Below are 26,921 nucleotides of genomic sequence, written 5' to 3' on the forward strand. Positions count from 1 at the left end.
ATGACTCACGCTTCCAGCCCATCCAGCTTGCACGACATCGTCAGTTGTATGTCTGATTACGATCCGCATGCGCTTCCCGTCAGCAAAGCACAGGACATCATCGCGCAATTTATCACACCTGTTCAGGCAATCGAAAAGCTGGCAATACGTCAGGCATTAGGCCGGGTACTGGCAACCGATATCGTGTCCGGCATCGACGTTCCTGCCCACGATAATTCAGCGATGGATGGTTATGCGTTCAACGGCAGCGATCTTCCTGAAGCTGGCGTCCGCGATTTCAACATCGTCGGTACCGCCTTTGCAGGACGCGCTTATCAGGGCGACGTCGGTAGCGGTGAATGTGTACGCATCATGACCGGAGCAGTCATGCCGGCCGCATGCGACACCGTGATCCCTCAAGAATTTACGGTGAATGCCAGCGAGGCGCAGGTCGGCATTCCCGCCGGCAAAGTACGTACCGGAGACAATCGGCGTCTGAAAGGCGAGGATCTGGCGAACGGCAAAACAGCTCTGCAACGCGGCAAAATTTTGCGCCCGGCAGATCTGGGTCTGCTGGCCTCGTTAGGGGTCGCGGAAGTGCCGGTACAGCGACGTTTGCGCGTCGCATTTTTTTCAACCGGTGACGAACTGCGCTCACTTGGCGAGACACTGGATGAAGGCTGTGTATACGACAGCAATCGCTACACTTTGTATGGCATGCTGAGCCGTCTCGGCTGCGACATCATAGACATGGGCGTCATCAAGGATGATCCTGCAGAGCTGGAAGCCGCTTTCCGCTCCGCCTGTGAAAACGCCGACGCCGTTATCACCTCGGGCGGCGTTTCGGTTGGTGCAGCCGACTACACCAAGCAAATCATGGGCAAGCTGGGCGACGTTGCGTTCTGGACGATCGGCATGCGCCCCGGACGACCAATGGCCTTTGGCAAAATTCACTCACAGGGGAAAAGCGCCTACCTGTTCGGCCTGCCGGGTAATCCGGTCGCAGTGATGGTGACGTTCTATTTTTTTGCACGCCAGGCTTTGCTGCACATGATGGGCGCAAATGCTGCGCCGCTGCCTTTAATTCCTGTGATCAGCAAAACCGCGATACGCAAACGCCCGGGGCGAACCGAATATCAGCGCGGCATTCTCACAACGAACGCAAGTGGCGAACTGGAAGTCAGCGTGACCGGCTCGCAAGGTTCCGGTATCCTGCGTTCGATGTCCGAAGCCAATTGCATGATTGTTTTGCAGCACGATCAGGGTCAGGTGTCGGCGGGCGACAAAGTCACAGTCCTGCTGTTCGAAGGATTGCTGTAAAGCCATCATTTTCAGCTATTCCTGCATGAGACAAAGTACAATTCATTTTTCTATACAGACGGAGATCAGAGTGAAAGCTTCAACATGGTTACTGGGTACATGTACATCCCTCGTTTTGCTGAGTGGTTGTGGTGGATCTAAAGACACGCCTGCCGTGCTTGCCACAGTCAGCAGCGTGGAAAATTCCCAGATTGCTTATCGCAAGACATATACGATGACCGTCAACGGCCAGAATCTGGACAAGGGAATTAATGTCGCCAATCCGCTCTGCCTCAGCCTGACTGAAGTTGCAGGTGGTTCAGCGACAAAGCGCACATTCACTTGCAAGATCGTCGGCGTGGGTACGGCGATTGCAACCATCACCAATGCCAACGGCGGCGGCCTCTATCAGGCCTCACTGACATCCTCGCTGGCGTTACCGCCCCAGGTCACAATGGGCACCAGCAAAGGCAATATCGTGATCGAACTGAATCCGGCAAAAGCGCCCGTCACCGTTGATAACTTCCTCAACTATGTCGAGAGTGGCTTTTACACGAATAAAATCTTCCACCGCGTTGAAGCCAACCTTGTTGTCCAGGGCGGTGGCTACACATCCGACCTGCAATTGGCTCCAACCTCTGCCGGAATTAAACTGGAATCCAATAATGGTCTGAGCAATACCCGCGGTACCATCGGTATGGCACGTACCAGCGCTGCTGATTCAGCAACATCGCAGTTCTATTTCAACACTGCCGATAATCCCGGTTTTGATTACAGTAGTTTAAACAGCGGTTATGCAGTGTTCGGTAAAGTCGTTTCCGGTCTCGATGTGATTGATCTGATCCGCGTCGTTCCCGTATCGACACAAGGTAATCTGAACAATGTTCCTGTGACCCCGATCTTTATTACGTCAGCGACACAAACGCAATAAGACACGTGTGTGTGAATAGCTGATGTATTCTATTCATACACCGGCTGTTCATCGATCAATTTTGTACGCGTCATTGACAACAACACCTTAGTTGTTCAACCACTGTGATGGGAGTAAATATGAAAAACACCTTGAAAAAAATGTTGATATGCGCAGGTTTGACTTTGCTCGCCAGTGGCGTAGTCCACGCGAAAGATGAGCCCAAGAAAGCAGCAGCGCCTGCCACTGCATCCGCTGCTGCAAGTGCAAAAACTGAACTACTTGATATCAACAACGCCAGCAAAGAAGAGTTGGCAACCCTGCCAAAAATCGGCGATGCCCGCTCCGATGCGATTATCAAAGGTCGTCCTTACAAAGGTAAAGATGAATTGCTGACGAAAAAAATTCTGACTAAAGATGTCTATAACGGCATCAAGGATCTGATCATCGCCAGACAAAAACCCGCTGAGAAAAAATAAGCGATTCCTACCAGTTGCTCAGTATCAGCGGTTTATTCAGACAAAAACCAGAATACGATAGAAAAACGCCGGAATCCGCTGCCCGCCGCGAAACATGGTGGGCAGTGCAACAAAGAAATATGCATTATGTCTGACTGGTCATTCAAACTCTCCATACTGGCGCTTTGTATCCTCAGCGCACAGAATACTCACGCCGCTGATGACAACGGCTACTCCGTTACCGGTTTCGGTACTCTGGGTGTCGTCCACAGCGATACCCGTCAGGCAGATTTTGTGCGTGATTTATCACAGAACTCCGGTGTCGGTTACACACGACAGACCGATGCCAGCATTGACAGCAATCTCGGCCTGCAAATCAATCGTAGCTTCAGCGATAGTATTGATGCGGCAGTTCAGGTCGTCAGCCGCAAAGGAACGGATGATTTTCTGCCTGAAATTACCTGGGCTTATGCACAGTACAATCCTGACGATCGTTTTCAGCTCCGTGCAGGACGCTTAGGTTTTGACGTCTATATGCTGGCAGACTCCAGAAACATCGGCTACTCCTACACGTGGGTAAGACCACCTGTGGATTTTTTTGGCAGGCTCATCGTTTCTTATTTTGACGGTGCAGATACCGTCTTTTCCTATCCGGCGGGGGGTGGAATTCTGAAGGCAAAGCTGTTTTACGGGCTGGCACGTGAAAAAATTAATGTCAGCACTCAGCGACAGTTTTTTCCGCTGAACCGCTCGAAGCTCAGCGGGGGTCATCTGGAATATCAACAAAGAAACTGGACATTCAGAGTCGGCTATACCGAATTAAAATTAGCAAACGAATATCCGCCGTTTATTCCGGTACTGGCGTCAATTCAGTCTTTGCCAGTGTCCGCTAATTCTGTCGCAGCCAGTGTGACAGACCAGCTTTCCACGATAGATAAGAAATTGAAGTACACCTCTATCGGCGCTGTTTATGATCAGGGGCCGCTTCAGGCGCAATTCATGCTGGGCAGAATCGAAAGCGATTCCGTCTTGCTGCAAAACTCAGATGCTGCCTATCTGACGATGAGTTACCGGATAAAAAAATGGACACCGTATGCAACGGCTTCCGCGTCCCGCCAGCAAGGCAATGAAAAACGCGTGATTGCCGACCCGGCGCTGTCACCGGAGCTGAAATATTTATTCACTCAGGTGAACAAACAGATTATCCAGAATGGTCAGCAGACTTTCACCGCAGGTATCCGATACGATCTGGGCGAGAATGCCAATATCAAAGTACAACTGGATCACATCCGCAGCCAGAAACATTTTCTGATTCGCAATGCGCAACCGGGATGGGATGGTCACGCGAATCTGTTGAGTGTTGCCTATAATTTTGTTTTCTGAATCTGCATGCGAAACCTGATTAAATTTTTATGTCTGGCTTTGCTGCTGATCAGTGGCACAGCATCGGCAGAGCTTGCCGTGATTGGCAATCCGAATAGTGGTATCGAAAAACTGAGCAAAGATGAAGTCATCAACATCTATATGGGAAGAACCAGAAAATTAGCCAATGGTCTGACCGGAATACCTATTGATCTGAGTAATACCAACCAGGAAAAAATGCAGTTTTACTCTCTGCTGGTTGGTAAAGAACTGGCAGAAATCAACTCCTACTGGGCAAGATTGCGCTTCTCCGGACTCGGACATCCGCCAATTCAGGTCAACAATGCGGAAGAAGCAATCAGTCTCGTGAGTGAAAATAAAGGCGCGATCGCTTATATTGATAGCAGGAAAATTGACAAAAGAGTTAAACTTATACTTCTTTTGAGCAACTGATTCCCAATCTGCATGCGCCATCTTATTCGAAACAATATCGCGATACGCAGTTCCCTCGCCTTGCTGGGGGTCAGCTTAATCATAGGCATCTTTTTTTCGTTTGCCAGCTACGTTTATTTTTTTGATGACGAACAGAAGCACACCATCAGAACGATGCAGGATCTGCTGAATTCAGCCGAAAACACCACCAGCATTGCCTGTTATCTGTCCGATAAAAACCTGGCGAATGAAGTCGTCAACGGTATCAGCAAAAATAATGTCGTCAGCAAAGTAACGATTCATAGTGGTGAAAAAGTGCTGGCCGTCTCAAAAAAACAGGCGCTTCCGATTTCGTTTGAATTGCCTGTTGTTTTTAAACAATACCCTGATTTCATTACCAGAGAAATTTTTTCGCCGTTCAACCCCAGAGAAAAAGTTTGTACGGTGAACATGGAAATTAATCAGGCCACCGTCAACAAAAACAGTACCGACAAAGCCCTTTTCATTGTGGAACTTTTGCTGTTCCAGAATCTGCTGATTGCCTCGGTCTTATCACTGATCGTCTTTGTCTTTTTTACGCGCCCGATCAAACTGATCTCAGACAGATTACACGCCCTTTCACCACAAAAAGGGGAGTTACTGGAACATCCCGAAAACAATAAAGAAAATGAATTGGGGCGTTTAGTTAACGACGTGAATAAAATCATCGCCAATCTGGTTTCATCTCTCGATGAAGAGAAAAATCTGCGGATTCAACATGCGCTGGAAGAGAAAAAATTTCAGACTTTTTTTGAAAACGCTGAAACCGGTATCTTCAAAATGAACTCACATGGTGAGCTGATCTCATACAATCAGGCTCTGGTACGTATGCTCAGCCTCAAAACGGATGACGGCTCTACGTCTCCAGCGCTGCTTGATCTCATCAGCGGGCAGGAGTTACGTCTGCATCTGATGATTGATGCAGCCCTGAAAGAATCACGGGTCGTGTCAGAAGATTTTTGCATAGAGCCCGGCCAGCTGAAAGAAAAAAAATGGATCAATGTCGTTCTGCATGCTGCCGAAAATGATTTACTTCAGGGCTTAATCAACGACATTACCGATCGCAAATATAAAGAAGAAGCTGCCCAGCATCTGGCTGTCACCGATCATTTAACCGGCCTGAACAACCGGCTGGGCTTAGAGCGGAAACTCGCCCATCTGATGAAGGAAAATGCCCTCGGACATCCCTCACCATTTTTCCTTTTATTGATCGATCTGGATAAATTCAAGGAAGTCAACGACAAATACGGACATAAGGCCGGTGATATGGTGTTGATTCAGTTCAGCAGTATATTGACTGGTATTCTGAGAAAAACAGACTTCATTGCACGCCTTGGTGGTGACGAATTTGTCGTGCTGTTATGTGACCTGACAGACCAGAGCAAAGCAATAGAAATCGCCGGCAAGATCATAGCTGAAGCGTCACGCCCGGTTGATGTCGGCCATGGAATCAGTGCCCGAATCGGTGCCAGCATCGGTATTAATTATGCGTCAGGAACCTCGGTTTCGGCAGAAAAACTGCTCGCGGAAACAGATCAGGCCATGTATGAAGCGAAACAAAGCGGCAGAAATACATACGTGCTCGCTGAATATGCATCCAGCCAGGATCAGGCATCATCGGTCTGAACACGGGCAATTAAAATGCAGAGGCGGAATAAAAAAATGATTCTGCCAGCCTGTCATTCTGAACTGGTATCCTCATCAGCAACACCGAGCAGGCTTTGCGCAATATCGTTCGGCAATGCCTCTACCTGCTTGAGTTTGCGCGTCATCTGACGGGTCCTGACTTCGGCATTGTCGATATTTTTTGCTGCCCGCTCCAGCGTCAGTTTGGTCGCTGCCAGCACATCGCCAAACTTGCCGAATTCCGTTTTCACCGCACCCAGCACCTGCCAGACTTCGGAGGAACGTTTTTCCAGCACCAGCGTGCGGAATCCCATCTGCAGGCTGTTCAGCAAGGCCGATAACGTCGATGGCCCGGCAATGGAAACACGGCAGCTACGTTGTAATTCATCCGCCAGGCCGGGACGACGCATGACTTCCGCATACAAACCTTCGGTCGGCAAAAACAAAATTGCAAAATCGGTCGTCAATGGTGGCGACAGATATTTTTCGGAAATCGTTTTTGCTTCGCCGCGTATCGCCCGTTCCAGTTCCTTGCCAGCCACCGCAACACCTTCGGCATCGGCACGCTCAGCGGCATCGAGCAAACGCTCATAGTGCTCTTTCGGAAACTTGGCATCAATCGGCATCCAGACCGGTGCTTTGTCATCTTCCTTACCCGGCAATTTAATCGCGAACTCGACCCGTTCACCTGTGCCAGGTATGGTTTCCACATTCTTCGCATATTGATCTGGCGTCAGCATTTGCTCCAGCACCATTTCCAACTGCACTTCACCCCAGGTGCCACGGGTTTTCACATTGGTGAGCACACGTTTCAGATCACCGACACCTATCGCCAGTTGCTGCATTTCACCGAGCCCCTGATGCACTTTTTCGAGACGATCGGAGACCAGCTTAAATGATTCACCTAAACGCTGCTCCAGTGTTGCATGCAGTTTTTCATCCACGGTCTTGCGCATTTCCTCAAGCTTGCTGGCATTTTCAGCTTGCAGTTGCTGTATTTTCTGCTCCAGCGTCGCACGGATTTCCGCCATGCGCTGCGCATTGGATTCGGTCAGGCTGGTCAAGGTCTGATTCAGCGTATCCGCAAATGCTTTCAGACTAACGCCCTGCTCTTCGCGCGCACTCTGGCTTTGCTGTATCAAGGTCAGACGCATTTGCTCCAGCTGCTGGGCATTGCTTTCGCTGAGCTTGACTAATTGCTGAGAAAAACTATCGATCTGATTTTTCTGTAAGGTTGCGACACTGGTTAATTGTGTCGCCAGACCTTGCTGAAACCGGCTGAAATTGGCACCTATTTCCTGACGGGTTGCCAGAGCGGTTGACTGCACTTGTTCACGCAAAGAACGTTCAGTGCGCTCCTGACTCAGCATTTGCTGTTGCTGCGCCTGCTGTAAAAAATTTTGCAGCGCCAGCAAATCCAATGTCGGCACTTCGCTCTGCCCTGAACGATGACGCAGCAAGACGATCGCGGTTAAAACGATCAGAACCACCAGTGCAAGCAGAATCAAGATTTCAAATAAAGTCATGGATGAAAAATATCGACTACAAAAAAACAAGAGATACACCTAACATCAGGCGGTATTTCTGCCAGAACCGCATGCGCGCTTATCCCGGTGTGTTACGCATCCAGTCAGCGGTCTGATAAAAAGACTGCATCAGATGTTGCTGCAAGGGTTCTGCAATACCGACATCCTGCATCGCCCATGCCATGCAACGCAGCCATTGATCGCGCTCATCGCTGGCAATCGCATACGGCAGATGGCGCGCACGCAAACGAGGATGACCGAACTGGCTGATATACAAATCCGGCCCACCCATCCAGCCGGATAAAAACCAGAACAGCTTGTCACGCGAACTATCCAGCGGTGTCGGGTGCATGACCCGTATGCCTGCAAATTCAGGTTCCAGCTCCATCAGATCATAAAAACGATCGACCATTTCGCGCAATTTATCCGCGCCACCGATCAGTTCATACAGATTGGATTTTTCTTCTTCGGTGTCGACGCTTGTTGTTGTCGTTGTCGCTGCTGAGTTTGCTGTTTGCTCGTCTTGATTCATTGTTCACTCTTTGTCACTAAACGTGTAAGTCACTGTTTTGCTGTTATGTTATCTGTCCGCCGTCAGATACGCGTCTGCGACAGGTTCTTATAAAGCCGGACGTTTCTGATGAACCCAGCTTTGTACTGAAGCGCGCTGCCATTGATGCTGCGCATAGTCACGCAAACGCGCCGGTACTTCATCGCCATGCATGACCAGACGATTCAGCATCAATGCCAGATCGGTATCGGCAATACTCCATTCACCAAACAGATTTTCTGCTCCGGGCGGCAGTAAAGACTCAGCAAAAAATATCAGGCTGTCTGCCGCAGCTTTGGCTTCCGCCGATAAAGGAGGATACTTTTGTCCATAAAAATTCACCAGTGTGCTGCGTTCAACGCGAATAGGCATCAGATCGCTGCGCAGCCATGCCTGTACCTGACGCGCACGGGCACGCAGCTCTGGCGACTTCGGATATAAAGCCGTCCCCGGAAAAACTTCATCAATATATTCGGTAATCGCCGAAGATTCAGAAAGGCTGAAATCACCCTGTTCAAACGTCGGTACGCGCTGAGTTAACGAAATACCGGCGTACTCTGCCTGATGATGTTTTTGTGCCGCCAGATCGACCGTCACCAACTCAAATTGCACACCTTTTTCAAGCAGGGCCACATAGGCCGACATCGCATACGGGCTGGTGTACTTTGCATCAACGTATAAACGGATCGTGTCTTTCGTATTCTGGTTCATGCTGATTCCTTTCTTGTCCGGCGAAATTCTGCCTGATGTATTTTTCTGTGATTACTTGCTGAGCGCTGTTAATTTATGCCTCACGCAGACTTAATAACGGCGGCTGATTCAGGACATTCCGCAAACCCAGCCAGCCACCGACCATCGCGCAGACAGCACCGACAAACAAGCCTGCAATCCAGACCAGTGGTGAAAACGTCCATTCAAAATTGAAACTGAATTTCGCCAATGCCCAGCCTATCGCCGAAGCGCCGCTGGCAGCGAGTAATCCTGCAAGGCCACCGGTCAGTAAAAATTCCACCCACTGCGCGCGGGACAATTGCGCACGGGTTGCGCCTAAAGCTCTGAGCAACGCGGCTTCACGCATACGCACGTCCTGCGAGCCAGCCAGTGCCGCATACAACACCAGAACGCCGGACGCCAGTGTGAACATGAATAAAAACTCGACTGCCGTAATCACCTGATCCAGCACGTCCTGCAATTGTTTAATCATCGCGCCGACATCCACCACCGTCAGATTCGGGTAATCCAGCGTCAACTGGTTAATGAACGCCATTTGTGATGGCGGGACACGAAATGCGGTAATCCAGGTTTGCGGCATATCAACCATGGCTTTCGGGTTGATCACCACGAAAAAATTCACCCGCATAGAACCCCAGTCCAGCTTGCGCAGGCTGGTGATTTTAGCGGTGGTCTGTTGTCCGGCAATATCAAACGTCAACTGATCGCCAAGTTTGAGCTTGAGTGTTTTGGCAATCCCCTCTTCCACAGAGGCTTCAGGTGTCGTCGCGTTGGCATCGTCATACCATTTTCCCGCCACCAGCTTATTCATCTCCGGTAATTCTGTCATCGTCGAGAGATTAAACTCTCTGTCCACCATGCGCCGCGCCTGATCCTCCGCATAGGTATCAGGACCAATCGCATTACTGTTCACCGCAATCAGACGCCCACGTATCATCGGGTACATGCGTGGCTGCCCAAAACTCGCAAGGCGCTGCGCAATGTCCTCTTTCTGATCAGGCTGGATATTGATGATGAACTGGTTAGGGGCATCCGGTGGCGTTGATTTCTTCCATGCCGCGATCAGATCACCGCGTACCACGGTCAGCAACAGCAAAGCCATCAAGCCCAATGCCAGCGACACGACTTGTATCACCGTAGCACCCAGGCGCCGATGTAATGCGGTGACGGCAAAGCGCCACGCAGAAAAACGGAACAGATTGCGCATACGCTTGAGCGACAACACACCAGCCCACGCAATCAGTGCAAACAACAGCATGCCGCCGAGGAAACCTACCGCCGTCAGCAGGCCGAGTTTAAGATCGCCGGTCTGCCATAACAACAAGCCAAGAAACATCGCCAGACCCAGCGCATACGTCGCCAGGGTCAGCGGCTGCGGTGCATCCTGTTCGCGACGAATAACGCGGTTGTGCGGCACATTCCGCAATTGCAGCACCGGTGGCAATGCGAAACCCACCAGCAGCAGCAAACCGGTCGCAATGCCCTGCGCAGCAGGTAACCAGCCAGCCAGCGGCAAATCTTTAGCCACCAGCGCACCCAGCCATTCCAGCAACACATAATGTCCTGCATAACCAAGCACAACACCCGCCACGCTGCCGACCAGCCCCAGCATCAGAAATTCGATCAGATACATAGCGCTGACCTGATTCTGCGTCAGTCCAAGACAACGCAACATCGCACAAGCATCCAGATGACGCAGCATGAAACGCCGCGCAGCCATCGCGATCGCGACCGCCGCCAGCATCGCTGACAACAGGCTCACCAGCGATAAGAACTGCTCTGCACGATCCAGCGTTGCGCGCATTTCAGGGCGGCCAGAATCCAGCGACTCCAGACGTACGCCTTTCAGTTGTTCTCGTTCTATTGTTTGCTTGAGTTGCGTCTGATAAGCCGCAATCGCTTTCGCCTCTCCAGCCATCAGCAAGCGATAAGTTACGCGTGAGCCATCCTGTATCAGTCCGGTTGCGGCTAAATCGTCTAAGGAAATCATCGCGCGCGGGGCGAAGTTCATAAAACCTGCACCACGATCAGGTTCATTCGCAATCGTCTGCGTAAAACTGAATTCCAGATCACCCAGCTTCAGTTTATCGCCGATTTTCAGGTTCAGCGCCAGTTGCAAAGCCGGGTCGAGCCAGACCGTGCGCGACGCCGGAATACCCCTCGTCAGAACTTCAGCAACAGGCTTATTTTGTCCACCACCAAGCTGATGTAATTTGAGATTACCGCGTAAAGGATAGGCATGACTGACCGCTTTCAAGGACACCAGCTTTGCTTGTGCCTGATCGCCCTCACCGGCAATCGCCATGCTAGGGAAAACGACCGTTTCTGCGATAAGTAAGCCGCGCCGTTGCGCTTCAGTGCGCCATTCCTGCTTCACCGGCTGGTCTGCGCTGACGAGTAAATCTGCGCCCAGTAACTGATGCGCATCACGATTCAGACCGCTGCGCAGCCTGTCGGTAAAAAATCCGACCGATGATAAAGAAGCCACGGCAACCATTAATGCAACGATCAGAAAGCGCAACTCACCCGCCCGCCAGTCGCGCATGGTCATACGCCACGATAAACCAAATATCATTCGCCTACCTTTGCCAGAAAGATCAACATCGACTACATCAGGAATAACAACAACATCAACATCTCAGGCAGATCGCTGCGCTACATAAACAGCGCCAAAAGCCTTGCCACACTGCTGACATGAGTAAAAAATAGGGAGTATCGACTCAAAATCAATTACTCCCTGCATATTTAGATGGGGATAGAGGCATGTTTTAACATACTCCCCCCAGTATATTTTTTCCTTCTGGGCATATTTCTATGCAAGAAAGTGCTCAGCGCAAGCGCAGATGCTCAGACATTTAATGCCTGGCTGAAATCGTCCAGCAAATCCTGCGTATCTTCGATGCCGACAGAAACGCGGATCAGGGAATCAGCTATCCCCATTTCGGCACGGCGTTCAGCGCCCATTTCAAAGAAAATGGTGTGCGCCACCGGTATCACCAGCGTACGCGTATCGCCGAGGTGCGTCGCATTGATGGCCAGCTTCATCCGGTTCAGGTAATCAAAACAATCGATTTCCGGCTTCAGTTCAAAACTGAACAAAGCGCCATAAGCAAGGAACAATTCATTCGCCAGCGCATGTTGCGGATGCGATGCCAGCCCCGGATAATGCACCGCCGCCACACGGGAATCTGCTGCCAGCATGGTCGTAATCGCCATCGCATTCGCGCACTGGCGCTCCATCCGCAACGCCATGGTTTCAGCGCCAATCGCAATTTGATGGGCGGCTTCCGGCGATAAAGTCGCGCCGAAATCACGCAAAGCTTTAGCGCGCACCTGCGCCATCCCTTGCTGCGCGGGTGCCTGCTTACGGAAATTATCGGCAATATTCGGATACGCAGCCCAGTCAAATAAGCCAGTGTCAGTCAATGCCCCGCCGAGTACATTGCCATGCCCGGCGATATATTTGGTCAGCGAATTGACGACCAGACTGGCGCCCACGGTCTTAGGCTGAAATAAATACGGCGAGGTGATGGTGTTATCAACGACAAATAAAATGCCGCGTTCCTGACATAAGCGGCCAATGCGCTTGAGATCAGCGATCTGCGTCCGCGGATTCGCTATGGTTTCCACAAACACCATGCGGGTCGCTGGCGTCAGCGCCGCTTCGACATTTACAACCGAAGTCGCATCCACCATCGTGACATTCAGCCCCTGTGTACTCGCTGTTTGCCACAGACTATTTGTGTTCCCGAATAAAAATTTCGATGAAACGATGTGATCCCCAGCGCGCAGCAAAGCCTGAAACACCGCGCCAATCGCCGCCATGCCAGTCGCAAAGGTAATCGTTGAAACACCCGCTTCCATGCTGGTAATTTTGTCTTCGAGCGCAGACACCGTGGGATTACCCTGACGTCCATAACGATAACCGGATTGTTTGCCCTGAAAGACGGCAGCTAAATCGCGCGCATCCTTATAACCAAATAAAACAGAAGTATGGACAGGTTTATGGACAGAGCCGTGTTCAATGTTTTTTTGTCTATCGCTATGCAGAATAGTCGTAGTAAAACCGTAGGAATTTTTTTCGTTCATGATCAGAAATACGCAAAGTTGCTGCTTACAGGAAGACTGTCAGTGTACTCCAGATGTCGGCATTCGAACGAGTGGCCAAACATGTATCGGGCTCAGCGCCCGCCTGAATTCACCCGGTCGAAGGCAAAAAACCGGGTAAAAACGCGTACGGACAGCGAAATCAACGGCTGATGTTGTCCCCCGCCAGCGCCTGCAAAGCGCGTTGATAACCGTATTCCCATTGCAGTCTGACCATCGCAACAAAGTCATCGTAACGCTCAGGCACACGCAAGACGATACGATTACGCAGCCACTGAATTTGCTTGCTGATCTGATGCTGCACCAACGCCGTTTCCATATCCACGGTATCGATCCAGACATCCGCCTCTTGCTGTAAGACGTGCTGTAGGCGCTGATTGCCGTTGATGCCCAACACCATGCGCAATGCAGGCAACTCTATATGTCGGCCATACCAGCCCTTGCGTTCCATCATGACTTCCTTCGCCAGACGGCGGGCGATTTCTATCGGAAACAGATCAATCACACCGCCCGAATAATAATGCTCACCGATCTGATGGCAACGGAAATAATACATATCCGCAATCGAGGCGCGCACCGCATCGGCAACCGCAATCTGCGTTTCAAATTCTATCTGCGGGGCAACCACACTGTTTTTATGGACGTTGCTGGCAATCGGTGATGGCATACCAGCTAACATCGCGGCAACACGCGGCTCGGTAAAAATGGTTTCAGCAAATAATTTTTTTTTGCCGCGGAGTGTGCCTACTTCGTTCTGTGCGAATAACATGCGTCCCGCAACAATCGCCAGCGCAGGCGCGCCAGGATCACTGCGTTCAGGCGGCAGCGGTAAATCAGGCGGAATGTCGAACAGATAATCCTGAAACAAATCAGGAATACGTTTGGCATCATTGGCGAACAAAGCACGCCCGGCTAAAGCACGGATTGCACGCCATAAACTGATATCAGGATTCGCTTGCAGGCCGCGCCAGAATGCATGCATCTGCGGTGAGCTGATCCACGCCAGACGTTGTTCGTCTTCCGGCAGATGGCGAATCAGTGCACCGGCAATCGCCGCACCGCAACTGGCGACGATCACATCGGGCGTTTTCCCTTGCAACTGACATGCGCGATACATGCCGAGATAATAGCCAAAGCGAAAGCCACCGCCTGCCATGACCAGACAACGCTGAAACTGCGCACCGTCAGGCTCACGCGCTAACGGTTTTTCTTCAATAGTTGAGACTAAATTCTGATCCGGCAAAACACATCCTTTGCAACGCTTTTTTTACCACAGCAGTGATACGCAGACCGCCGCGATCACGTTGTGTGCCACGCGTCGGACTATGCTTTATTTTAAGAGAAACGCTTCGATCAATTGTGCCAGTAATTCAGGCTGATCGTGATGCAACATGTGGCCCGCGTCGGTAATCATTTCTTTTTGCAGATCAGGAATGTGCGCCAGGCGCCGATCAATTTCGATCTGCGCCTGCTCTCTTGGCCCCATCCAGTGCCAGACATCGGTATCGTCGGCCTGCATCCAGAGCACCGGAGCACTGATTTTTTTCCAGCACTCCATCACCTCGTCCACCTGAAACAGCAAAGGGCTGGTTTGTTTATGCGCAGGATCGCCAAGAATTTCCCAGCGCCCCTCGGCATTCTGTTTCGACCAGAACGCAGATAAAAAGTGTGCGCGCTCATCCGATAAGCGTGGATTGGTTTTTTGCAGACGCGCCGCCACCTCTGCTTGTGATGCATAAGTGCGCAATACCGGTGGCTGTCGCAATTCATCCAGCCATTTCGCATAACGCCCCGGTGCCTGTGCCGGGAACGTTGTCGGCAAACCGAAACCTTCCAGATTCACCAAGCGGTGCACGCGCTCAGGGCGCACACCGGCATACAAGCCAACCACGTTCGCGCCCATACTGTGACCCAGCAGATTGATTGCGCCTTCCGGTGCGTAATGCAGCAAAATAGCATCCAGATCGCCCAGATAATCGGGGAACCAGTATGTGTCGCTGCCCGGCGCTTCCGTCAGACCAAAGCCGCGCAAATCAGGCGCAATCACATGCCAGTCTTGCTGCAAATGATCAACCACAAACTGAAACGAGGCCGACACATCCATCCAGCCATGCAACATAAAGATTTTTGGCGCACCTACTTTGCCCCAGTGACGGACATGGTATTGCAGACCACGGATGGGAATGAATTCAGAGCGGGAGGCATTACGGGCAATTGTCATGGCAAATTAATTTTTTTCATCAAGAAACTCTGCGTTATCTATCTTCAGCCACAGAGATATGCAGTAGGATGCAAATGTAGGACGTCAAAATAATAACAACAATAGAACGACCGTTCGATAATTATAACGGAGACAGAATGAAGCCGCTGAAAACAACATCCTCAAAGAAAAAATCAACACCCGCAGATCACTATCCGCAACTGTATCAAGACTTCCGCTGGAACGTTCCAGAACACTTCAATATCGCCGAGGTCTGCTGCCACCGCTGGGCCGATGATCCGAAACGGATTGCGATTTTTCACGAAAACAGTGAAGGAATCAGTGGTCGTCTGACCTATGCCGAACTGCAAAAACAGGCAAATCAGCTCGCTAATTTACTCCGCCTGCAAGGTGTTGATCGCGGCGATGTCGTCGCCAGCATCATGCCGCAACGGCCAGAAACCGCCGTTACGCTGATGGCCTGTCTGCAACTGGGGGCAATTGCGATGCCGCTGTCTTTTTTGTTTGGCCCGGAAGCGCTTGAGTATCGCTTGCAGCACAGTGAAGCCGTTGCACTGGTGCTCGATGCAAGTGGACTGGATGCCTATCTGGAGATTGCAGCCCGTTGCCCGCATTTAAAAACGGTGATCACGGTCGATTGTCCCGATGCGCCTGCTGATTTTCATCCGCTGGAATGGGAAGCCTATGTCGCCAACATGCCCACAGAATTCACTTGCGAAAAAACACGGGCGACTGATCCGGCGATTCTGATTTACACCAGCGGCACTACCGGGGCACCGAAAGGCGCGCTGATTCCCCATTCGGCGATGATAGGCAATCTCAGCGGTTTCGTCGCTTCGCAAAACTGGTTCCCGAAAAAGCACGATGTCTTCTGGTCGCCTGCAGACTGGGCATGGACCGGCGGCCTGATGGATGCGTTGTTACCGGCGCTGTATTTTGGCAAACCTATCGTTGGCTATCAGGGTAGATTTACCGCTGAAACTGCGTTTTACCTGCTCGATAAATACAAGGTCACCAATACCTTCTTGTTTCCGACTGCCCTGAAAATGATGATGAAGGCCGTTCCTGCGCCGCGCGACAAATACAGGCTGAAATTGCGCGCCATTATGAGTGCAGGCGAAGCGGTTGGTGATGCAGTGTTTCACTGGTGTGAAAAAGCATTGAAAGTGACGCCGAATGAAATGTTCGGTCAGACTGAGATGAACTACATCGTCGGCAATAGCCATGAACACTGGCCTGCCCGCCCCGGCAGCATGGGCCGCCCGTATCCCGGCCACCGGGTCGCGGTCATTGATGACGATGGCAAAGAAGTCGGCACTGGAGAAACCGGCGAAGTGGCCGTGAACCGCTACGACATTCATGGTCACCCTGATCCTGTGTTTTTTCTCGGCTACTGGAAAAACGATGAAGCAACCCGTAATAAATTTACCGGCGACTGGTGCCGCACCGGCGATCTGGCGTTGCGCGACGACGATGGGTACCTCTGGTATCAGGGGCGCGCCGACGATATGTTTAAAGCCGCCGGTTATAGAATCGGTCCGTCTGAAATAGAAAACTGCCTGATCAAACATCCGGCAGTTGCCAACGTGGCAGTCGTACCCAAGCCAGACAAAGAGCGCGGCAACCTGGTCAAAGCCTACGTCGTATTAAGCCCCGGCATCAAAGCGAATGACAAGCTGACCAAGGAATTGCAGGCGCATGTACGCGGCAAACTGGCGCCGTATGAATATCCGAAAGAAATTGAATTTATCGCTGCCCTGCCGATGACAACGACAGGTAAAGTGCAAAGACGGGTATTACGTTTGCAGGAGCTGGAACGTGCGAATAAAAACGGCGATTGAGCCGCAAAGGCGCAGCAGACAAGCAGCGGTTTATTGCGTCTGACTCAGTAAGGTGGCGCTCAGTGCCTGCGTCGCCTGCTCTATCACTTCATCAATCGCCTTACCATAAGGTGTGGCTCTGAAAGCCTCGCCTGCGAAAACATGCTCCGCCCCGATCAGCACATCACCGCTGGCCTTGCCGCTGAAATCAAAACGCCCCAGCAAACTGCCAGCGCGCGCATCATAAACCCTGATCTCAACATCAATCACGCGACTCTGCTTTTCCCGCAATCCCCACAATACCGACTGCGTGCTGATACCGGCATCGCGGACCTCACCCGCCACCACATAACGCACATCATATAAACCGGCGATTTGCCCCAGCAGTTGCGGGCTCGCCGGAGATAAGCGCCATTCCGTCGATAATAAATCCGGCGTCGTTTTCACTTTCCATAACTGCTTTTCAAGCCGATGCCCGATTTCTCTTGGCAAGCCTTGCGCAATATTATCGATGTCTTTCAGTTGCGCCTGCTTGTTCACCGCAAACCCCGTCAACAAAATACTGCGGGCGCCATCCGGCGATAGCTCAGGCGTCTGCGCATGCACGATCAAAGGCGTAATACAGGCGAGAGTAAGCAAAAAATAGCAAATGACCGCCAATCGATGAACGCGCATGATTTTCTCTCAGGTTAAATACCGTTTAAATACCGTTTCATCATAGCAGCCCGCCGGATTCAGATAAACTGCAAACAGCAACAGATGGCACGTTTACATTTGATCTTAAACACCGCTAATACATCGATTACACCCCGATCAGACACGCACATGGACCACCACTTACGCATCACACTCGCCATGCCAGAGGACACCGATGCCCTGCTCGCCTTTGAAATCGACAACCGCACGCATTTTGAACAATGGATCGCCAGCCGCGGCGACGCTTTTTATAATGCCGCAGCCGTTCGCAACAGTCTGGAGCAAGCACAATGGGCAAGAAATGCACAAAAGGAATATCACTATCTGGCCTGGGTCAATGATGCCATCGTCGGCCGCGTGACTCTGCGCGGCGCAGAACGCGAACACTATTTCAAAGCCTCGCTCGGCTATCGCTTCAGTGCACAGCATGGCGGCAAAGGCTACGCTAGTCAGGCGGTCAATCATGTGGTCGAAGAAGCGTTCCGCTCACTCAATCTCTGGCGCATCGAAGCCGTGGTGATTGCCGATAATCTGCCCTCACAGGCCGTGATGCGTAAGTGCGGATTCCAACAATACGGCCACTCGCGGCAAGCCGTGTTGCGTCACGGCGTCTGGATGGATTTGCTGCATTACGAAAAACATGCGAGCGAGTTTCCGATTATCTGAGCACTTAAGATGATGATTGGTTTGCGTGTGGTGCGGATGAGCCTGACGTTGGAAGTAACTGGCTGCCGGAACTCACAGCGTGAAGGCTGTCGGGTTGACAGCAGGGTTAGCCATTTTCGATCATTGGGTTTTGTAGGTCAAAGGAACTTTCAGGGAGCACTTCGCCGGAGAACACACCGATAACCGCTAGATCCAAACGTTCGCAAAACTCGTGAATTTCGACATCATTCAAATTCTGGATCTTGAAAAAGTCATTCGCGTTGAAGTGCGCGCTGACCAATCCGCGTACGCGTGAGTAGATCCGGATCACGCATTCAGCCAAGTGCCGATCAATTTTCTCAGATCGTGCGGATAGTACGGCCGCGTCAAGGAGCGCACTGTGGATCCGCCAAAACTCCTGAGTATCCCAGTACGCATATTCAACTAGACGTTCGTAGAAGGTTCCCTCCCATGAGTCATTCCCAGGAGTATTCTGATAAATGTAGTCGATCAAATGCTGCCTCTTCAATTAACTAACGTGAAAGTTAGGGGTAGCCGGAGCGCGAAGTGCCGAGCACTAACAAGCGCAGCTTGTTGACCGTCCCTCTCGACTGCTGAGTTAGTGCTACTTTGCGGGTAACACATTCTTTTCTTTCTGTTCTCGTTCGGGTGAGAAACCTCGCGATAGCTCAAAAATAGCTTTGTTTGTTTCTGCTTGCCCTTTGGATAGGCGGTCAATTTTCTCTACGAATTCTAATGGGATGTTAATTGGCGAGTTTAGTTGCATGTAGGACAGGTACGCACTGATGATGAGTGAAATGATTGAGACGGCTAGTGCGGAAATTGCAAACCAAGTGGCTGACCTAGATGATTCTCTTGCTTCTTGAAGAGCAGCGTAATTGAGTAGCCGAAATTTATCTTCGACGGAAAAGTGAAGATCAATGGCTTGCTTCTCATAATCGTTTATGTAGTGGCTGGCGTGGTGGTTGAAAATTTGCTTATGATGAATTTGAAGGGCTAGTTGTGCTTTCTGTTCAGGAGTTAGCTCAATTGACGTCGCAAGTTCCCCGAGTGTGAAGGAACTCCGAGATTCTGCGTACTCAAGCGCACGAATATAGTGATCTTTCAAAGTGGACATCTTTTAGCTCTAACTTTTATTTAATTTAACAAAAATGAAGATTAACTCGGAATGTCAAAAAAGACAATTTCCGTCAAATGCCTTGAAAGACGCATGCTGGCTTGTTGCATTTATTTCTACTGAATATAGAGCCCGATTAACCAATCGAACAAAAACATTACTTCACCAGCATAGCCAAAATCACGTTGATTTCGACGACGCTTGAACTATCAACACATATCATTTTTCGCGTATTCAAACAACAGAAAGCGAAACGTTCATCACAATCCCTTTCCGCGCGGGTCGTTGATTACGCAGCCCAAACCACGGATTTTGCATTCCATCGCAAATCGCTGGGCGTTCCATTTTTCGCGGCTCATACTCTGCCCCATCACTCAGCGATCACGCATCGTTGATGCAAAGATTCCTACTGGATTACCACCGTTTCAACTTTACCGGAGAGCCTCATGCGCTATATGTTGATTTTGCCTTTACTGTTTATCTCTAGCATCGCATCGGCAGAGGATGTCAGCCGCGATGTGCCTGCCTTCAATACCATCCGCAGCCGCAGTGCGTTTAATGTCACGGTCGAAGTTGGCAAAGCGCAGTCCATCACTATCCGTGGCAATGACAAATTTACCGGCAAGGTCGTGACGGAAGTATTCGGCAATGAACTGCTGATTTCGTATAAAGAAAAAAATTCGGTGCGCATTGCTGATGATGCGCAAGTCATCATCACGGTGCCGGAATTAAACAGTTTCAAAATGGAAGGTGCGGGTGTGACGCGCCTGAAAAATATCAATGCCAATGATTTTTCTATTTCTTATGAGGGTGCAGGCAAGCTGGTGGCGAGTGGCAAAACCCGCTCACTGCATCTCGCGGCACGTGGTATCGGTTTAGTCGATACGAAGGAATTACTGGCCGAGCGTGTTGATGCCAACATCGAAGGCGTGGGTGCCGTTTCTGTGTATGCGCGTGACAGACTGAATGCTTCGGTGCAGGGCATAGGCAGTCTGACGTATTACGGCAATCCGCGCAGCCTGAGTAAATCGGTCGAAGGCATAGGCAGCATCAAGGCGGGCGACTGAGTGTAGATCGAGCGCAATGGCACGCTGATTACAGATTAAATGCAGAGCAAATACACGCGGCGGTTTATCCCTTATGCGCCGCGAGCAAGAGTAATAGCAGGAGGGTTTTACCCCGGAAGGCTGCCTTCCGGGGATTTTTTGTGTTAATACCGTTTAAACGACAACTGGCAAATCTAGCCCAGAAACGCAGATTACGCCTGATGCAATGCAGTCAACTCATTCAGCTCATCTTCATTGAAACCGGCACTGCGTCTGGCTTCCAGATTGAAAGGCCCGCGTAATTTCGGTGCTGCGTATTGCTCCGCCAGGCGCGCATAGGTCGCGATCACATCCAGCCCCTGCTCATCACACAAGCGCTTATACCAGGCATTGCCAATCGCGACATGGCCGATTTCATCGCGATAAATAATCGTCAGAATATCGGCAGCAGCCTTATCGCCTGCCTGCATCAATTTTGCCGCGAGACCAGGCGTCACATCCAACCCACGAGCTTCCAGTGTGCGCGGCACCAGCGCCAGCCTTGCCAGCAAATCGTCGCGGGTTTTTTCTGCCATTTCCCACAAACTATTGTGAGCAGGATACGCACCGTAATAACTATCCATCGCCTGCAAATGCGCTTCCAGCAACTGAAAGTGATATGCCTCTTCTTTCGCCACTTTCAGCCAGTCGCGATAAAACTGCTCCGGCATTCCGGCAAAACGCCACAGAATATCTGCCGCCAGATTAATCGCATTCATCTCGATATGGGCGAGTGCGTGGATCAGTATGCGTCTGCCCTCCAGCGTCTGCATAGCTCTGCGCCCGACCTGGCCAGGCGGAATCAGCTCAGGCTTTGCAGGACGCCCGGGGATGCCGTCGGGAATCGCAAACTGCTGTTGTGTATCGATGGGCACGTCATCTGGTATCGCCCGCAGGATCGCGCATTTAACGCCGGTGTCGCTGGACAGCAGAGCGGACAGCGCCGCAGCGCGTAATTCCATAGGTGAATGTGTTTGCAAAATACTCTTCTTCTTGATGACAGGACTGGCGCAAAGCCGCCACAGCGGTTTTATGGTTCCTCGCCGGAGCAAATTGCGCAATCCTAATAACTCCGGCATCATCGGGCGCGGAGCGTTAAAATAACGGGCTAAATATACGTCGATACTGTATCAACGCTTCAGCAATGTCTCAGCGATGCTGCATCGATACCAGTTCAGAACGCAGTCTTTGTTACTATCGTTACACACTTCAGCGCTTGACTGTGTGAGCGACCGCAAACAAAGTTTTATCAGCCGCTATTTTACGGAATTATCATGCCCATCTACCAATTAGGCGATATCGCGCCGGAAATCGATGCCTCTGCTTACATTACTGATACCGCAAAAATCATCGGTAAAGTGAAAATCGAAGCGCAAGCCAGCATCTGGTTTGATGTCACGATACGTGGCGACAATGAACTGATCACGATCAGCGAAAAAAGCAATGTGCAGGAGGGCTGCATCCTGCATACCGACCCAGGCTATCCACTGATTGTGGGTAAAAACGTGACCATAGGCCATCAGGCGATGCTGCATGGCTGCACCATCGGCGACGGCTCACTGGTCGGCATACAGGCCGTGATATTGAACGGTGCGAAAATCGGTAAAAATTGTCTGGTCGGTGCCGGTGCGCTGGTGACCGAAGGCAAAAAATTTCCCGATAATTCGCTGATTATCGGCACCCCGGCCAAAGCTGTGCGCCAACTGACAGAACAAGACATTCTGGGCATGCGCTACAACGCTGAAAACTATGCCAGCCGTGGTCAGGCGTATAAAACCCAACTCAAACGTATTGATTAGTATTGATTAATCTTGATTAAAAATGACAGGACGCTGGCTTGTATTAGCGGCATCCTAAAAATTTTTACCGGCATCAGAAAAACAGAATCACCATGACAGACACCCTACAAAAATTTATGTTCGAACACGCTGGCGTACGCGGCGAGCTGGTCGAAATGGAAAGCGCCTGGCAACAAATGCAGTCGCACCAAACCTATCCGCCAGCAGTGCAAACCATGCTGGGCGAACTGATGGCCGCCGCTGCCCTGCTCTCTGCCAATCTGAAGTTCAATGGTACGATGATCATGCAGATTCACGGTGATGGCCCGGTCAAACTGATGGTGGTTGAATGCGACTCAGAACTGCGTCTGCGTGCCACCGCAAAACTAGCCGACGATGCCGTGATTGAAGACCATGAAACCCTGAAAGATCTGGTGCATGCACACGGACACGGACGCTTTGTGATTACACTCGACCCGAATGACAAGCTGCCGGGGCAACAAGCGTATCAGGGCATCGTTCCGTTGGATGGCGACAGCATTGCGACGGTTATTGAAAATTATATGCAGCGTTCAGAACAGCTCGACACCAAACTCTGGCTGGCTGCGAACGATAAAGTAACACGCGGCATGTTGCTGCAAAAGTTACCTAAAGTCGGCGGCAACGAAGCGCAGGTAGAAGACGAAGCCGAAGCATGGAACCATGCGGTGATGCTGGGCGACACCCTGAAAAAAGACGAAATGCTGAATCACGATATCGCCACGCTGATGCATCGCTTATTCTGGGAACAGACGCTGCGCGTATTCGACCCGCTGCACCCAAGTTTTCATTGCAGCTGCACCCGCGAAAAAGTCGGCGACATGCTGAAAATGCTGGGGATAGATGAAGTCGAAAGCGCGATTGCAGAATTCGGCAAACTCGATATCAACTGCGATTTTTGCGGCAAACATTACAGCTTCGACCCGGTAGATTGCGCCCAGTTATTCGTCGCCAAAACACTGGCAGAAGGCGTCCTGCCAGCTGGCGACAGCAAGCACTGATCTGCCGTACTTTTTCAAAGAAGGCTGCCACACTTTGGCAGCTTTTTTTATTTCACCAGCATTTTTTCTTTGGCACGATCGGTCAAAAGCTCGCAGTTCACTGATGCCAGCTTTACTCACAGCTCGCCACAGGCAGGCAAAAACAGATAAAAACAGGGTAAATATACTCCCCGGGGTATATTTTAAAGTCCAGTATTGACGATGGGAATAAGCGTAAAACTCAATATACTCCCCTGAAATTACTATTTTTTTGAATCTGGAAGGCAGATGTGCGTGCCACACCCGGGCGATGTGATGCAGTTGCCGGCGGTATCCGGAAATAAAAAAAACCGCAGCGAACACTGCGGTTTTTTTTGATTGTCGATGCAATCAGAAGGCGGCGATGCCGGTTTGTGCGCGCCCCAGAATCAGGGCGTGAATATCATGTGTACCTTCGTAGGTATTCACGACTTCCAGATTCACCAGATGGCGTGCAATGCCGTATTCATCTGAAATACCGTTCCCGCCCAGCATATCGCGTGCAGTGCGGGCGATTTCCAGCGATTTGCCACACGAATTACGCTTCATGATCGAGGTGATTTCAACGGCGGCAGTGCCTTCGTCTTTCATACGTCCGAGGCGCAGGCAGCCTTGCAGCGCGAGTGTGATTTCGGTCTGCATATCCGCCAGTTTTTTCTGCACGAGCTGATTTGCCGCCAGCGGGCGACCGAATTGTAAGCGATCGAGTGTGTACTGACGTGCCGTATGCCAGCAAAATTCAGCCGCACCCAGCGCACCCCAGGCGATACCGTAACGCGCTGAATTCAGACAGGTGAATGGCCCTTTCAAGCCTTCGACATGCGGCAACAGGTTTTCTTCTGGAACAAAAACTTCATCCATCACGATTTCACCGGTGATCGAAGCACGTAAACCTACCTTGCCATGAATTGCCGGTGCGGTCAGACCAGCCCAGCCTTTTTCCAGAATAAAACCACGGATGCGGCCATCATCTGTTTTTGCCCAGACCACAAAAATATCGGCAATCGGGCTATTCGTAATCCACATTTTGGCACCGGTCAGCAAATAACCGCCCGGGACGGTCTTGGCGCGCGTGACCATGCTGCCAGGGTCGGAGCCATGATCCGGCTCGGTCAGGCCAAAACAACCGATGTATTCGCCGGACGCCAGTTTTGGCAAATATTTCTGTTTCTGGGCTTCGCTGCCGAATTCATTGATAGGCACCATCACCAGTGAACTTTGCACGCTCATCATAGAGCGGTAGCCAGAATCGATACGCTCGACTTCACGCGCGACCAGACCATAACAAACGTAATTCAGCCCCGCACCACCATATTGGGTGGGAATCATGGAACCAAGCAGACCAAGCGCGCCCATTTCGCGGAAAATTGTCGGGTCAGTACGTTCGTGACGGAAAGCCTCCAGCACGCGCGGCGCCAGCTTTTCTTCGCAATAAGCGCGTGCCGCTTCCTGCACCATACGCTCTTCATCGGTTAACTGCGAAGACAACAACAAAGGGTCTTCCCAACTGAATACTGCCTTGGCCATCTGATTCTCCTGAATAATTTTTGAATTGTATTGATCTGCGTCCCGCGAGCGCATCAAACGCAATACACACAGTGCCGAAGCAACTGGCAAGGCTATTGCGCCTGCATACACCATCGCTGGTTCTCAGTTCATGCCCTGATTTGAACGCAGATTTTTGTCTCTTGAAAACTGTTTTGCATGCGCCATTGATCACAAGGAAATCACTTAACTGACCGGAATTCCTTCTGTCGGTGATACATGCAACAGCGATAAACCCAGCTGCGCCCGGCGCACCAGCCACGGACTAGGACGATAGCGGGGATCACCTGTGCTGTTCAACAAATTTCTCAGTATCAATAGTATACGCAAAGCACCCAGTTTGTCGCCCCACGCAAGCGGCCCGAGCGGATAAGCGAGACCGGCAACCACTGCCTTATCGAGATCCTGCGGCGTACAAATGCCCTGCTGCACAATATCGCAGGCGACATTGACGATACTCGCCAGCATACGCTGTACGACAAAGCCATAGCTGTCCTGTATCAGGCTGACAGACTGGTCGTATTTACCTAAGGTCAGCGCCAGGCCTTGTGCCAGCGCATGATCAGATGCCGGATTCAGCATCAGGGTCAGGTGACCGTGACCACCGGTCAGGCTATCGATTCCAAAGGTGCGGCGGGCATCCAGACCCAGTCGTGCAACACAGGTACTGACGTCTTCACCGTCAGGACTGACGATACAGATCGACTGTGGTAACGGCATCGCATTCTCATCAATGACGACATCGCAACGCACGAATAGATCCGTCAGGGTATCGAGTGCCAGCCGGTTTTCATGACTGAGCCAGACCTTACCTGTCCAGGCTGCGCTATCCGTCAGCCGAGGCACGACAGGCTCCGTCGGGTAAGCGTAAAACCCGCGCCCGGTCTTGCGTCCGAAGATGCCGGCCTGAACGCGTTGCGCCGCAATCACGCTGGGCCGATAACGCGGCTCTTCATAATACTGGTGGTAGATCGCTTCCATCACAGGATGCGAGACGTCAAGCCCGGTCAGATCCATCAATTCAAACGGGCCCAGCCTGAATCCGGCCGCTTCGCGCATGATCTGGTCGATATGAGTAAAGTCTGCCACGTTTTCCTGCAGCAAGCGCAACGCCTCGGTTACATAGGCACGTCCGGCATGGTTGACGATAAAGCCGGGGGTATCTTTTGCCCGCACAGGTGTATGACCAAGCTCGCCGACAAAACTGATCAGCCGTGGCGCGATCGTTTCATCGGTCAGCAAACCATCAATGACTTCGACCACTTTCATCAGTGGCACAGGATTAAAAAAATGCAGCCCCGCCACGCGTTGCGGCAGTTTGCTGGAAGCAGCAATCGCAGTCACAGAAAGAGAAGAGGTATTGGTCGCCAGTATGCAATCGTCGCGGACGATATGATCGAGCTGGCGGAACAGGTCACGTTTGATGTCAAGATTTTCGACGATCGCTTCAATCACCAGATCACTGGCTGCCAGCGCCTGCAGCTCATCGACGATATGCAGCTTTGACTTGGCGACAGCACATTGATGCTGCGTAATTTTGCCTTTTTGCTGCAGCTTATCCCATTGCGCAAAAATGTCAGTTCGGGCCGCCTCAACAGCTGCCGCATTCATGTCGAATAACAAGACCTGCAAGCCGGCCTGAGCACTGATCTGCGCAATGCCGCGCCCCATCGCACCAGCACCGACGACAGCAACCACTCGTATCATATTCATCACTCCTGCATCATGAGATTCACACTGCTTTGCTGCGCCTGCGATGAGCAAATCGGGGCAAACAGAATGACCGACCTTATTGGATATTTTTCAACTGTTTTCTTATGATAACGCGATACGCAGCAACTTCGCGCTGAGAAAATAGAGAAACGAGTGAAGAAAGTACAGAAACAATGAGCCGCAACAACATTCGTGTTATGTC

At 51.2% G+C, this 26,921-nt stretch carries 24 protein-coding genes; 11 read left to right on the plus strand and 13 right to left on the minus strand.

What is annotated here, in order from left to right; all coding sequences use genetic code 11:
• From glp to ACPAOP_RS12210, 6 genes are all read left to right on the plus strand, one after another.
• Positions 1-1,299, plus strand: coding sequence for a gephyrin-like molybdotransferase Glp (gene glp / locus ACPAOP_RS12185; protein ID WP_423708199.1), 1,299 nt, complete (start codon positions 1-3; stop codon positions 1,297-1,299).
• 70 nt (positions 1,300-1,369) lie between these two features.
• Positions 1,370-2,209: a peptidylprolyl isomerase gene (locus ACPAOP_RS12190; RefSeq protein WP_423681586.1), complete on the plus strand. Its 840-nt coding sequence runs from the start codon at positions 1,370-1,372 to the stop codon at positions 2,207-2,209.
• Between the two features lie 119 nt (positions 2,210-2,328).
• The gene (locus tag ACPAOP_RS12195) at positions 2,329-2,667 is read left to right on the plus strand and encodes a ComEA family DNA-binding protein (RefSeq protein WP_423681585.1); all 339 of its coding nucleotides are present in this window, start codon (positions 2,329-2,331) and stop codon (positions 2,665-2,667) included.
• Positions 2,668-2,793: 126 nt separating this feature from the next.
• On the plus strand, positions 2,794-4,029 hold the full coding sequence (locus ACPAOP_RS12200; protein ID WP_423708200.1) for a porin: 1,236 nt from the start codon (positions 2,794-2,796) through the stop codon (positions 4,027-4,029).
• 6 nt (positions 4,030-4,035) lie between these two features.
• On the plus strand, positions 4,036-4,461 hold the full coding sequence (locus ACPAOP_RS12205; RefSeq protein ID WP_423708201.1) for a hypothetical protein: 426 nt from the start codon (positions 4,036-4,038) through the stop codon (positions 4,459-4,461).
• A 12-nt stretch (positions 4,462-4,473) separates the two neighbouring features.
• Complete coding sequence (locus ACPAOP_RS12210) at positions 4,474-6,105, plus strand: diguanylate cyclase domain-containing protein (protein ID WP_423708202.1); 1,632 nt, start codon at positions 4,474-4,476, stop codon at positions 6,103-6,105.
• A gap of 53 nt (positions 6,106-6,158) precedes the next feature.
• On the opposite strand, the gene rmuC is transcribed toward ACPAOP_RS12210, so the two are convergent.
• The 7 genes from rmuC to ACPAOP_RS12245 form a co-directional block, all read right to left on the minus strand.
• Positions 6,159-7,631 carry a DNA recombination protein RmuC gene (rmuC, locus tag ACPAOP_RS12215; RefSeq protein ID WP_423708203.1) on the minus strand — a complete coding sequence of 491 codons (1,473 nt, stop codon included), beginning with the start codon at positions 7,629-7,631 and terminating at the stop codon, positions 6,159-6,161.
• 79 nt (positions 7,632-7,710) lie between these two features.
• A complete protein-coding gene (locus tag ACPAOP_RS12220; protein ID WP_423708204.1) occupies positions 7,711-8,163 on the minus strand; it encodes a group II truncated hemoglobin in 453 nt (150 codons plus the stop codon).
• Between the two features lie 87 nt (positions 8,164-8,250).
• Positions 8,251-8,892, minus strand: coding sequence for a glutathione transferase (gene yfcF, locus ACPAOP_RS12225; RefSeq protein ID WP_423708205.1), 642 nt, complete (start codon positions 8,890-8,892; stop codon positions 8,251-8,253).
• 73 nt (positions 8,893-8,965) lie between these two features.
• The gene (locus ACPAOP_RS12230) at positions 8,966-11,488 is read right to left on the minus strand and encodes an ABC transporter permease (RefSeq protein WP_423708206.1); all 2,523 of its coding nucleotides are present in this window, start codon (positions 11,486-11,488) and stop codon (positions 8,966-8,968) included.
• A 272-nt stretch (positions 11,489-11,760) separates the two neighbouring features.
• Positions 11,761-13,002, minus strand: coding sequence for a cystathionine gamma-synthase family protein (locus ACPAOP_RS12235; RefSeq protein WP_423708207.1), 1,242 nt, complete (start codon positions 13,000-13,002; stop codon positions 11,761-11,763).
• A 160-nt stretch (positions 13,003-13,162) separates the two neighbouring features.
• A complete protein-coding gene (locus ACPAOP_RS12240; RefSeq protein ID WP_423708208.1) occupies positions 13,163-14,263 on the minus strand; it encodes a patatin-like phospholipase family protein in 1,101 nt (366 codons plus the stop codon).
• A gap of 87 nt (positions 14,264-14,350) precedes the next feature.
• A complete protein-coding gene (locus ACPAOP_RS12245; RefSeq protein WP_423708209.1) occupies positions 14,351-15,241 on the minus strand; it encodes an alpha/beta fold hydrolase in 891 nt (296 codons plus the stop codon).
• Positions 15,242-15,378: 137 nt separating this feature from the next.
• On the opposite strand from ACPAOP_RS12245, the gene ACPAOP_RS12250 reads away from it, so the two are divergent.
• Positions 15,379-17,082: an acyl-CoA synthetase gene (locus ACPAOP_RS12250; protein WP_423708210.1), complete on the plus strand. Its 1,704-nt coding sequence runs from the start codon at positions 15,379-15,381 to the stop codon at positions 17,080-17,082.
• Positions 17,083-17,112: 30 nt separating this feature from the next.
• Here the strand turns inward: ACPAOP_RS12250 and ACPAOP_RS12255 are convergent, their stop codons facing one another.
• The gene (locus ACPAOP_RS12255) at positions 17,113-17,736 is read right to left on the minus strand and encodes a flagella assembly protein FlgT middle domain-containing protein (RefSeq protein WP_423708211.1); all 624 of its coding nucleotides are present in this window, start codon (positions 17,734-17,736) and stop codon (positions 17,113-17,115) included.
• A 150-nt stretch (positions 17,737-17,886) separates the two neighbouring features.
• Between ACPAOP_RS12255 and ACPAOP_RS12260 the strand changes: the two genes are divergently transcribed.
• Positions 17,887-18,423: a GNAT family N-acetyltransferase gene (locus ACPAOP_RS12260; protein WP_423708212.1), complete on the plus strand. Its 537-nt coding sequence runs from the start codon at positions 17,887-17,889 to the stop codon at positions 18,421-18,423.
• A 106-nt stretch (positions 18,424-18,529) separates the two neighbouring features.
• Here the strand turns inward: ACPAOP_RS12260 and ACPAOP_RS12265 are convergent, their stop codons facing one another.
• Both ACPAOP_RS12265 and ACPAOP_RS12270 read right to left on the minus strand, forming a co-directional pair.
• Positions 18,530-18,916 carry a hypothetical protein gene (locus ACPAOP_RS12265; protein ID WP_423708213.1) on the minus strand — a complete coding sequence of 129 codons (387 nt, stop codon included), beginning with the start codon at positions 18,914-18,916 and terminating at the stop codon, positions 18,530-18,532.
• 111 nt (positions 18,917-19,027) lie between these two features.
• On the minus strand, positions 19,028-19,540 hold the full coding sequence (locus tag ACPAOP_RS12270; protein WP_423708214.1) for a hypothetical protein: 513 nt from the start codon (positions 19,538-19,540) through the stop codon (positions 19,028-19,030).
• Between the two features lie 446 nt (positions 19,541-19,986).
• Between ACPAOP_RS12270 and ACPAOP_RS12275 the strand changes: the two genes are divergently transcribed.
• Positions 19,987-20,607: a GIN domain-containing protein gene (locus ACPAOP_RS12275; RefSeq protein ID WP_423708215.1), complete on the plus strand. Its 621-nt coding sequence runs from the start codon at positions 19,987-19,989 to the stop codon at positions 20,605-20,607.
• Positions 20,608-20,798: 191 nt separating this feature from the next.
• On the opposite strand, the gene ACPAOP_RS12280 is transcribed toward ACPAOP_RS12275, so the two are convergent.
• A complete protein-coding gene (locus ACPAOP_RS12280) occupies positions 20,799-21,587 on the minus strand; it encodes a ferritin-like domain-containing protein (protein ID WP_423710014.1) in 789 nt (262 codons plus the stop codon).
• A gap of 312 nt (positions 21,588-21,899) precedes the next feature.
• Between ACPAOP_RS12280 and ACPAOP_RS12285 the strand changes: the two genes are divergently transcribed.
• Both ACPAOP_RS12285 and hslO read left to right on the plus strand, forming a co-directional pair.
• Positions 21,900-22,424 (plus strand): gamma carbonic anhydrase family protein, encoded by a 525-nt coding sequence (locus tag ACPAOP_RS12285; protein WP_423708216.1) that lies wholly within the window; start codon positions 21,900-21,902, stop codon positions 22,422-22,424.
• A 92-nt stretch (positions 22,425-22,516) separates the two neighbouring features.
• Positions 22,517-23,443, plus strand: a complete 927-nt coding sequence (gene hslO / locus ACPAOP_RS12290; protein WP_423708217.1) for an Hsp33 family molecular chaperone HslO — start codon at positions 22,517-22,519, stop codon at positions 23,441-23,443.
• 369 nt (positions 23,444-23,812) lie between these two features.
• On the opposite strand, the gene ACPAOP_RS12295 is transcribed toward hslO, so the two are convergent.
• Both ACPAOP_RS12295 and ACPAOP_RS12300 read right to left on the minus strand, forming a co-directional pair.
• Complete coding sequence (locus ACPAOP_RS12295; protein WP_423708218.1) at positions 23,813-24,988, minus strand: acyl-CoA dehydrogenase; 1,176 nt, start codon at positions 24,986-24,988, stop codon at positions 23,813-23,815.
• Between the two features lie 204 nt (positions 24,989-25,192).
• Positions 25,193-26,719, minus strand: a complete 1,527-nt coding sequence (locus ACPAOP_RS12300) for a 3-hydroxyacyl-CoA dehydrogenase (protein ID WP_423708219.1) — start codon at positions 26,717-26,719, stop codon at positions 25,193-25,195.
• Positions 26,720-26,921 lie beyond the last annotated feature (202 nt).

This window comes from Undibacterium sp. WLX3042, from assembly GCF_049544825.1.
GTDB lineage: Bacteria > Pseudomonadota > Gammaproteobacteria > Burkholderiales > Burkholderiaceae_D > Undibacterium.

Coding starts and splice junctions, on each gene's coding strand:
- glp (WP_423708199.1), top strand. CDS start 1: ATGACTCACGCTTCCAGCCCATCCAGCTTGCACGACATCGTCAGTTGT.
- ACPAOP_RS12195 (WP_423681585.1), top strand. CDS start 2,329: ATGAAAAACACCTTGAAAAAAATGTTGATATGCGCAGGTTTGACTTTG.
- ACPAOP_RS12200 (WP_423708200.1), top strand. CDS start 2,794: ATGTCTGACTGGTCATTCAAACTCTCCATACTGGCGCTTTGTATCCTC.
- ACPAOP_RS12205 (WP_423708201.1), top strand. CDS start 4,036: ATGCGAAACCTGATTAAATTTTTATGTCTGGCTTTGCTGCTGATCAGT.
- ACPAOP_RS12210 (WP_423708202.1), top strand. CDS start 4,474: ATGCGCCATCTTATTCGAAACAATATCGCGATACGCAGTTCCCTCGCC.
- rmuC (WP_423708203.1), bottom strand. CDS start 7,631: ATGACTTTATTTGAAATCTTGATTCTGCTTGCACTGGTGGTTCTGATC.
- ACPAOP_RS12220 (WP_423708204.1), bottom strand. CDS start 8,163: ATGAATCAAGACGAGCAAACAGCAAACTCAGCAGCGACAACGACAACA.
- yfcF (WP_423708205.1), bottom strand. CDS start 8,892: ATGAACCAGAATACGAAAGACACGATCCGTTTATACGTTGATGCAAAG.
- ACPAOP_RS12230 (WP_423708206.1), bottom strand. CDS start 11,488: ATGATATTTGGTTTATCGTGGCGTATGACCATGCGCGACTGGCGGGCG.
- ACPAOP_RS12235 (WP_423708207.1), bottom strand. CDS start 13,002: ATGAACGAAAAAAATTCCTACGGTTTTACTACGACTATTCTGCATAGC.
- ACPAOP_RS12245 (WP_423708209.1), bottom strand. CDS start 15,241: ATGACAATTGCCCGTAATGCCTCCCGCTCTGAATTCATTCCCATCCGT.
- ACPAOP_RS12250 (WP_423708210.1), top strand. CDS start 15,379: ATGAAGCCGCTGAAAACAACATCCTCAAAGAAAAAATCAACACCCGCA.
- ACPAOP_RS12255 (WP_423708211.1), bottom strand. CDS start 17,736: ATGCGCGTTCATCGATTGGCGGTCATTTGCTATTTTTTGCTTACTCTC.
- ACPAOP_RS12260 (WP_423708212.1), top strand. CDS start 17,887: ATGGACCACCACTTACGCATCACACTCGCCATGCCAGAGGACACCGAT.
- ACPAOP_RS12270 (WP_423708214.1), bottom strand. CDS start 19,540: ATGTCCACTTTGAAAGATCACTATATTCGTGCGCTTGAGTACGCAGAA.
- ACPAOP_RS12275 (WP_423708215.1), top strand. CDS start 19,987: ATGCGCTATATGTTGATTTTGCCTTTACTGTTTATCTCTAGCATCGCA.
- ACPAOP_RS12280 (WP_423710014.1), bottom strand. CDS start 21,587: ATGGAATTACGCGCTGCGGCGCTGTCCGCTCTGCTGTCCAGCGACACC.
- ACPAOP_RS12285 (WP_423708216.1), top strand. CDS start 21,900: ATGCCCATCTACCAATTAGGCGATATCGCGCCGGAAATCGATGCCTCT.
- hslO (WP_423708217.1), top strand. CDS start 22,517: ATGACAGACACCCTACAAAAATTTATGTTCGAACACGCTGGCGTACGC.
- ACPAOP_RS12295 (WP_423708218.1), bottom strand. CDS start 24,988: ATGGCCAAGGCAGTATTCAGTTGGGAAGACCCTTTGTTGTTGTCTTCG.
- ACPAOP_RS12300 (WP_423708219.1), bottom strand. CDS start 26,719: ATGAATATGATACGAGTGGTTGCTGTCGTCGGTGCTGGTGCGATGGGG.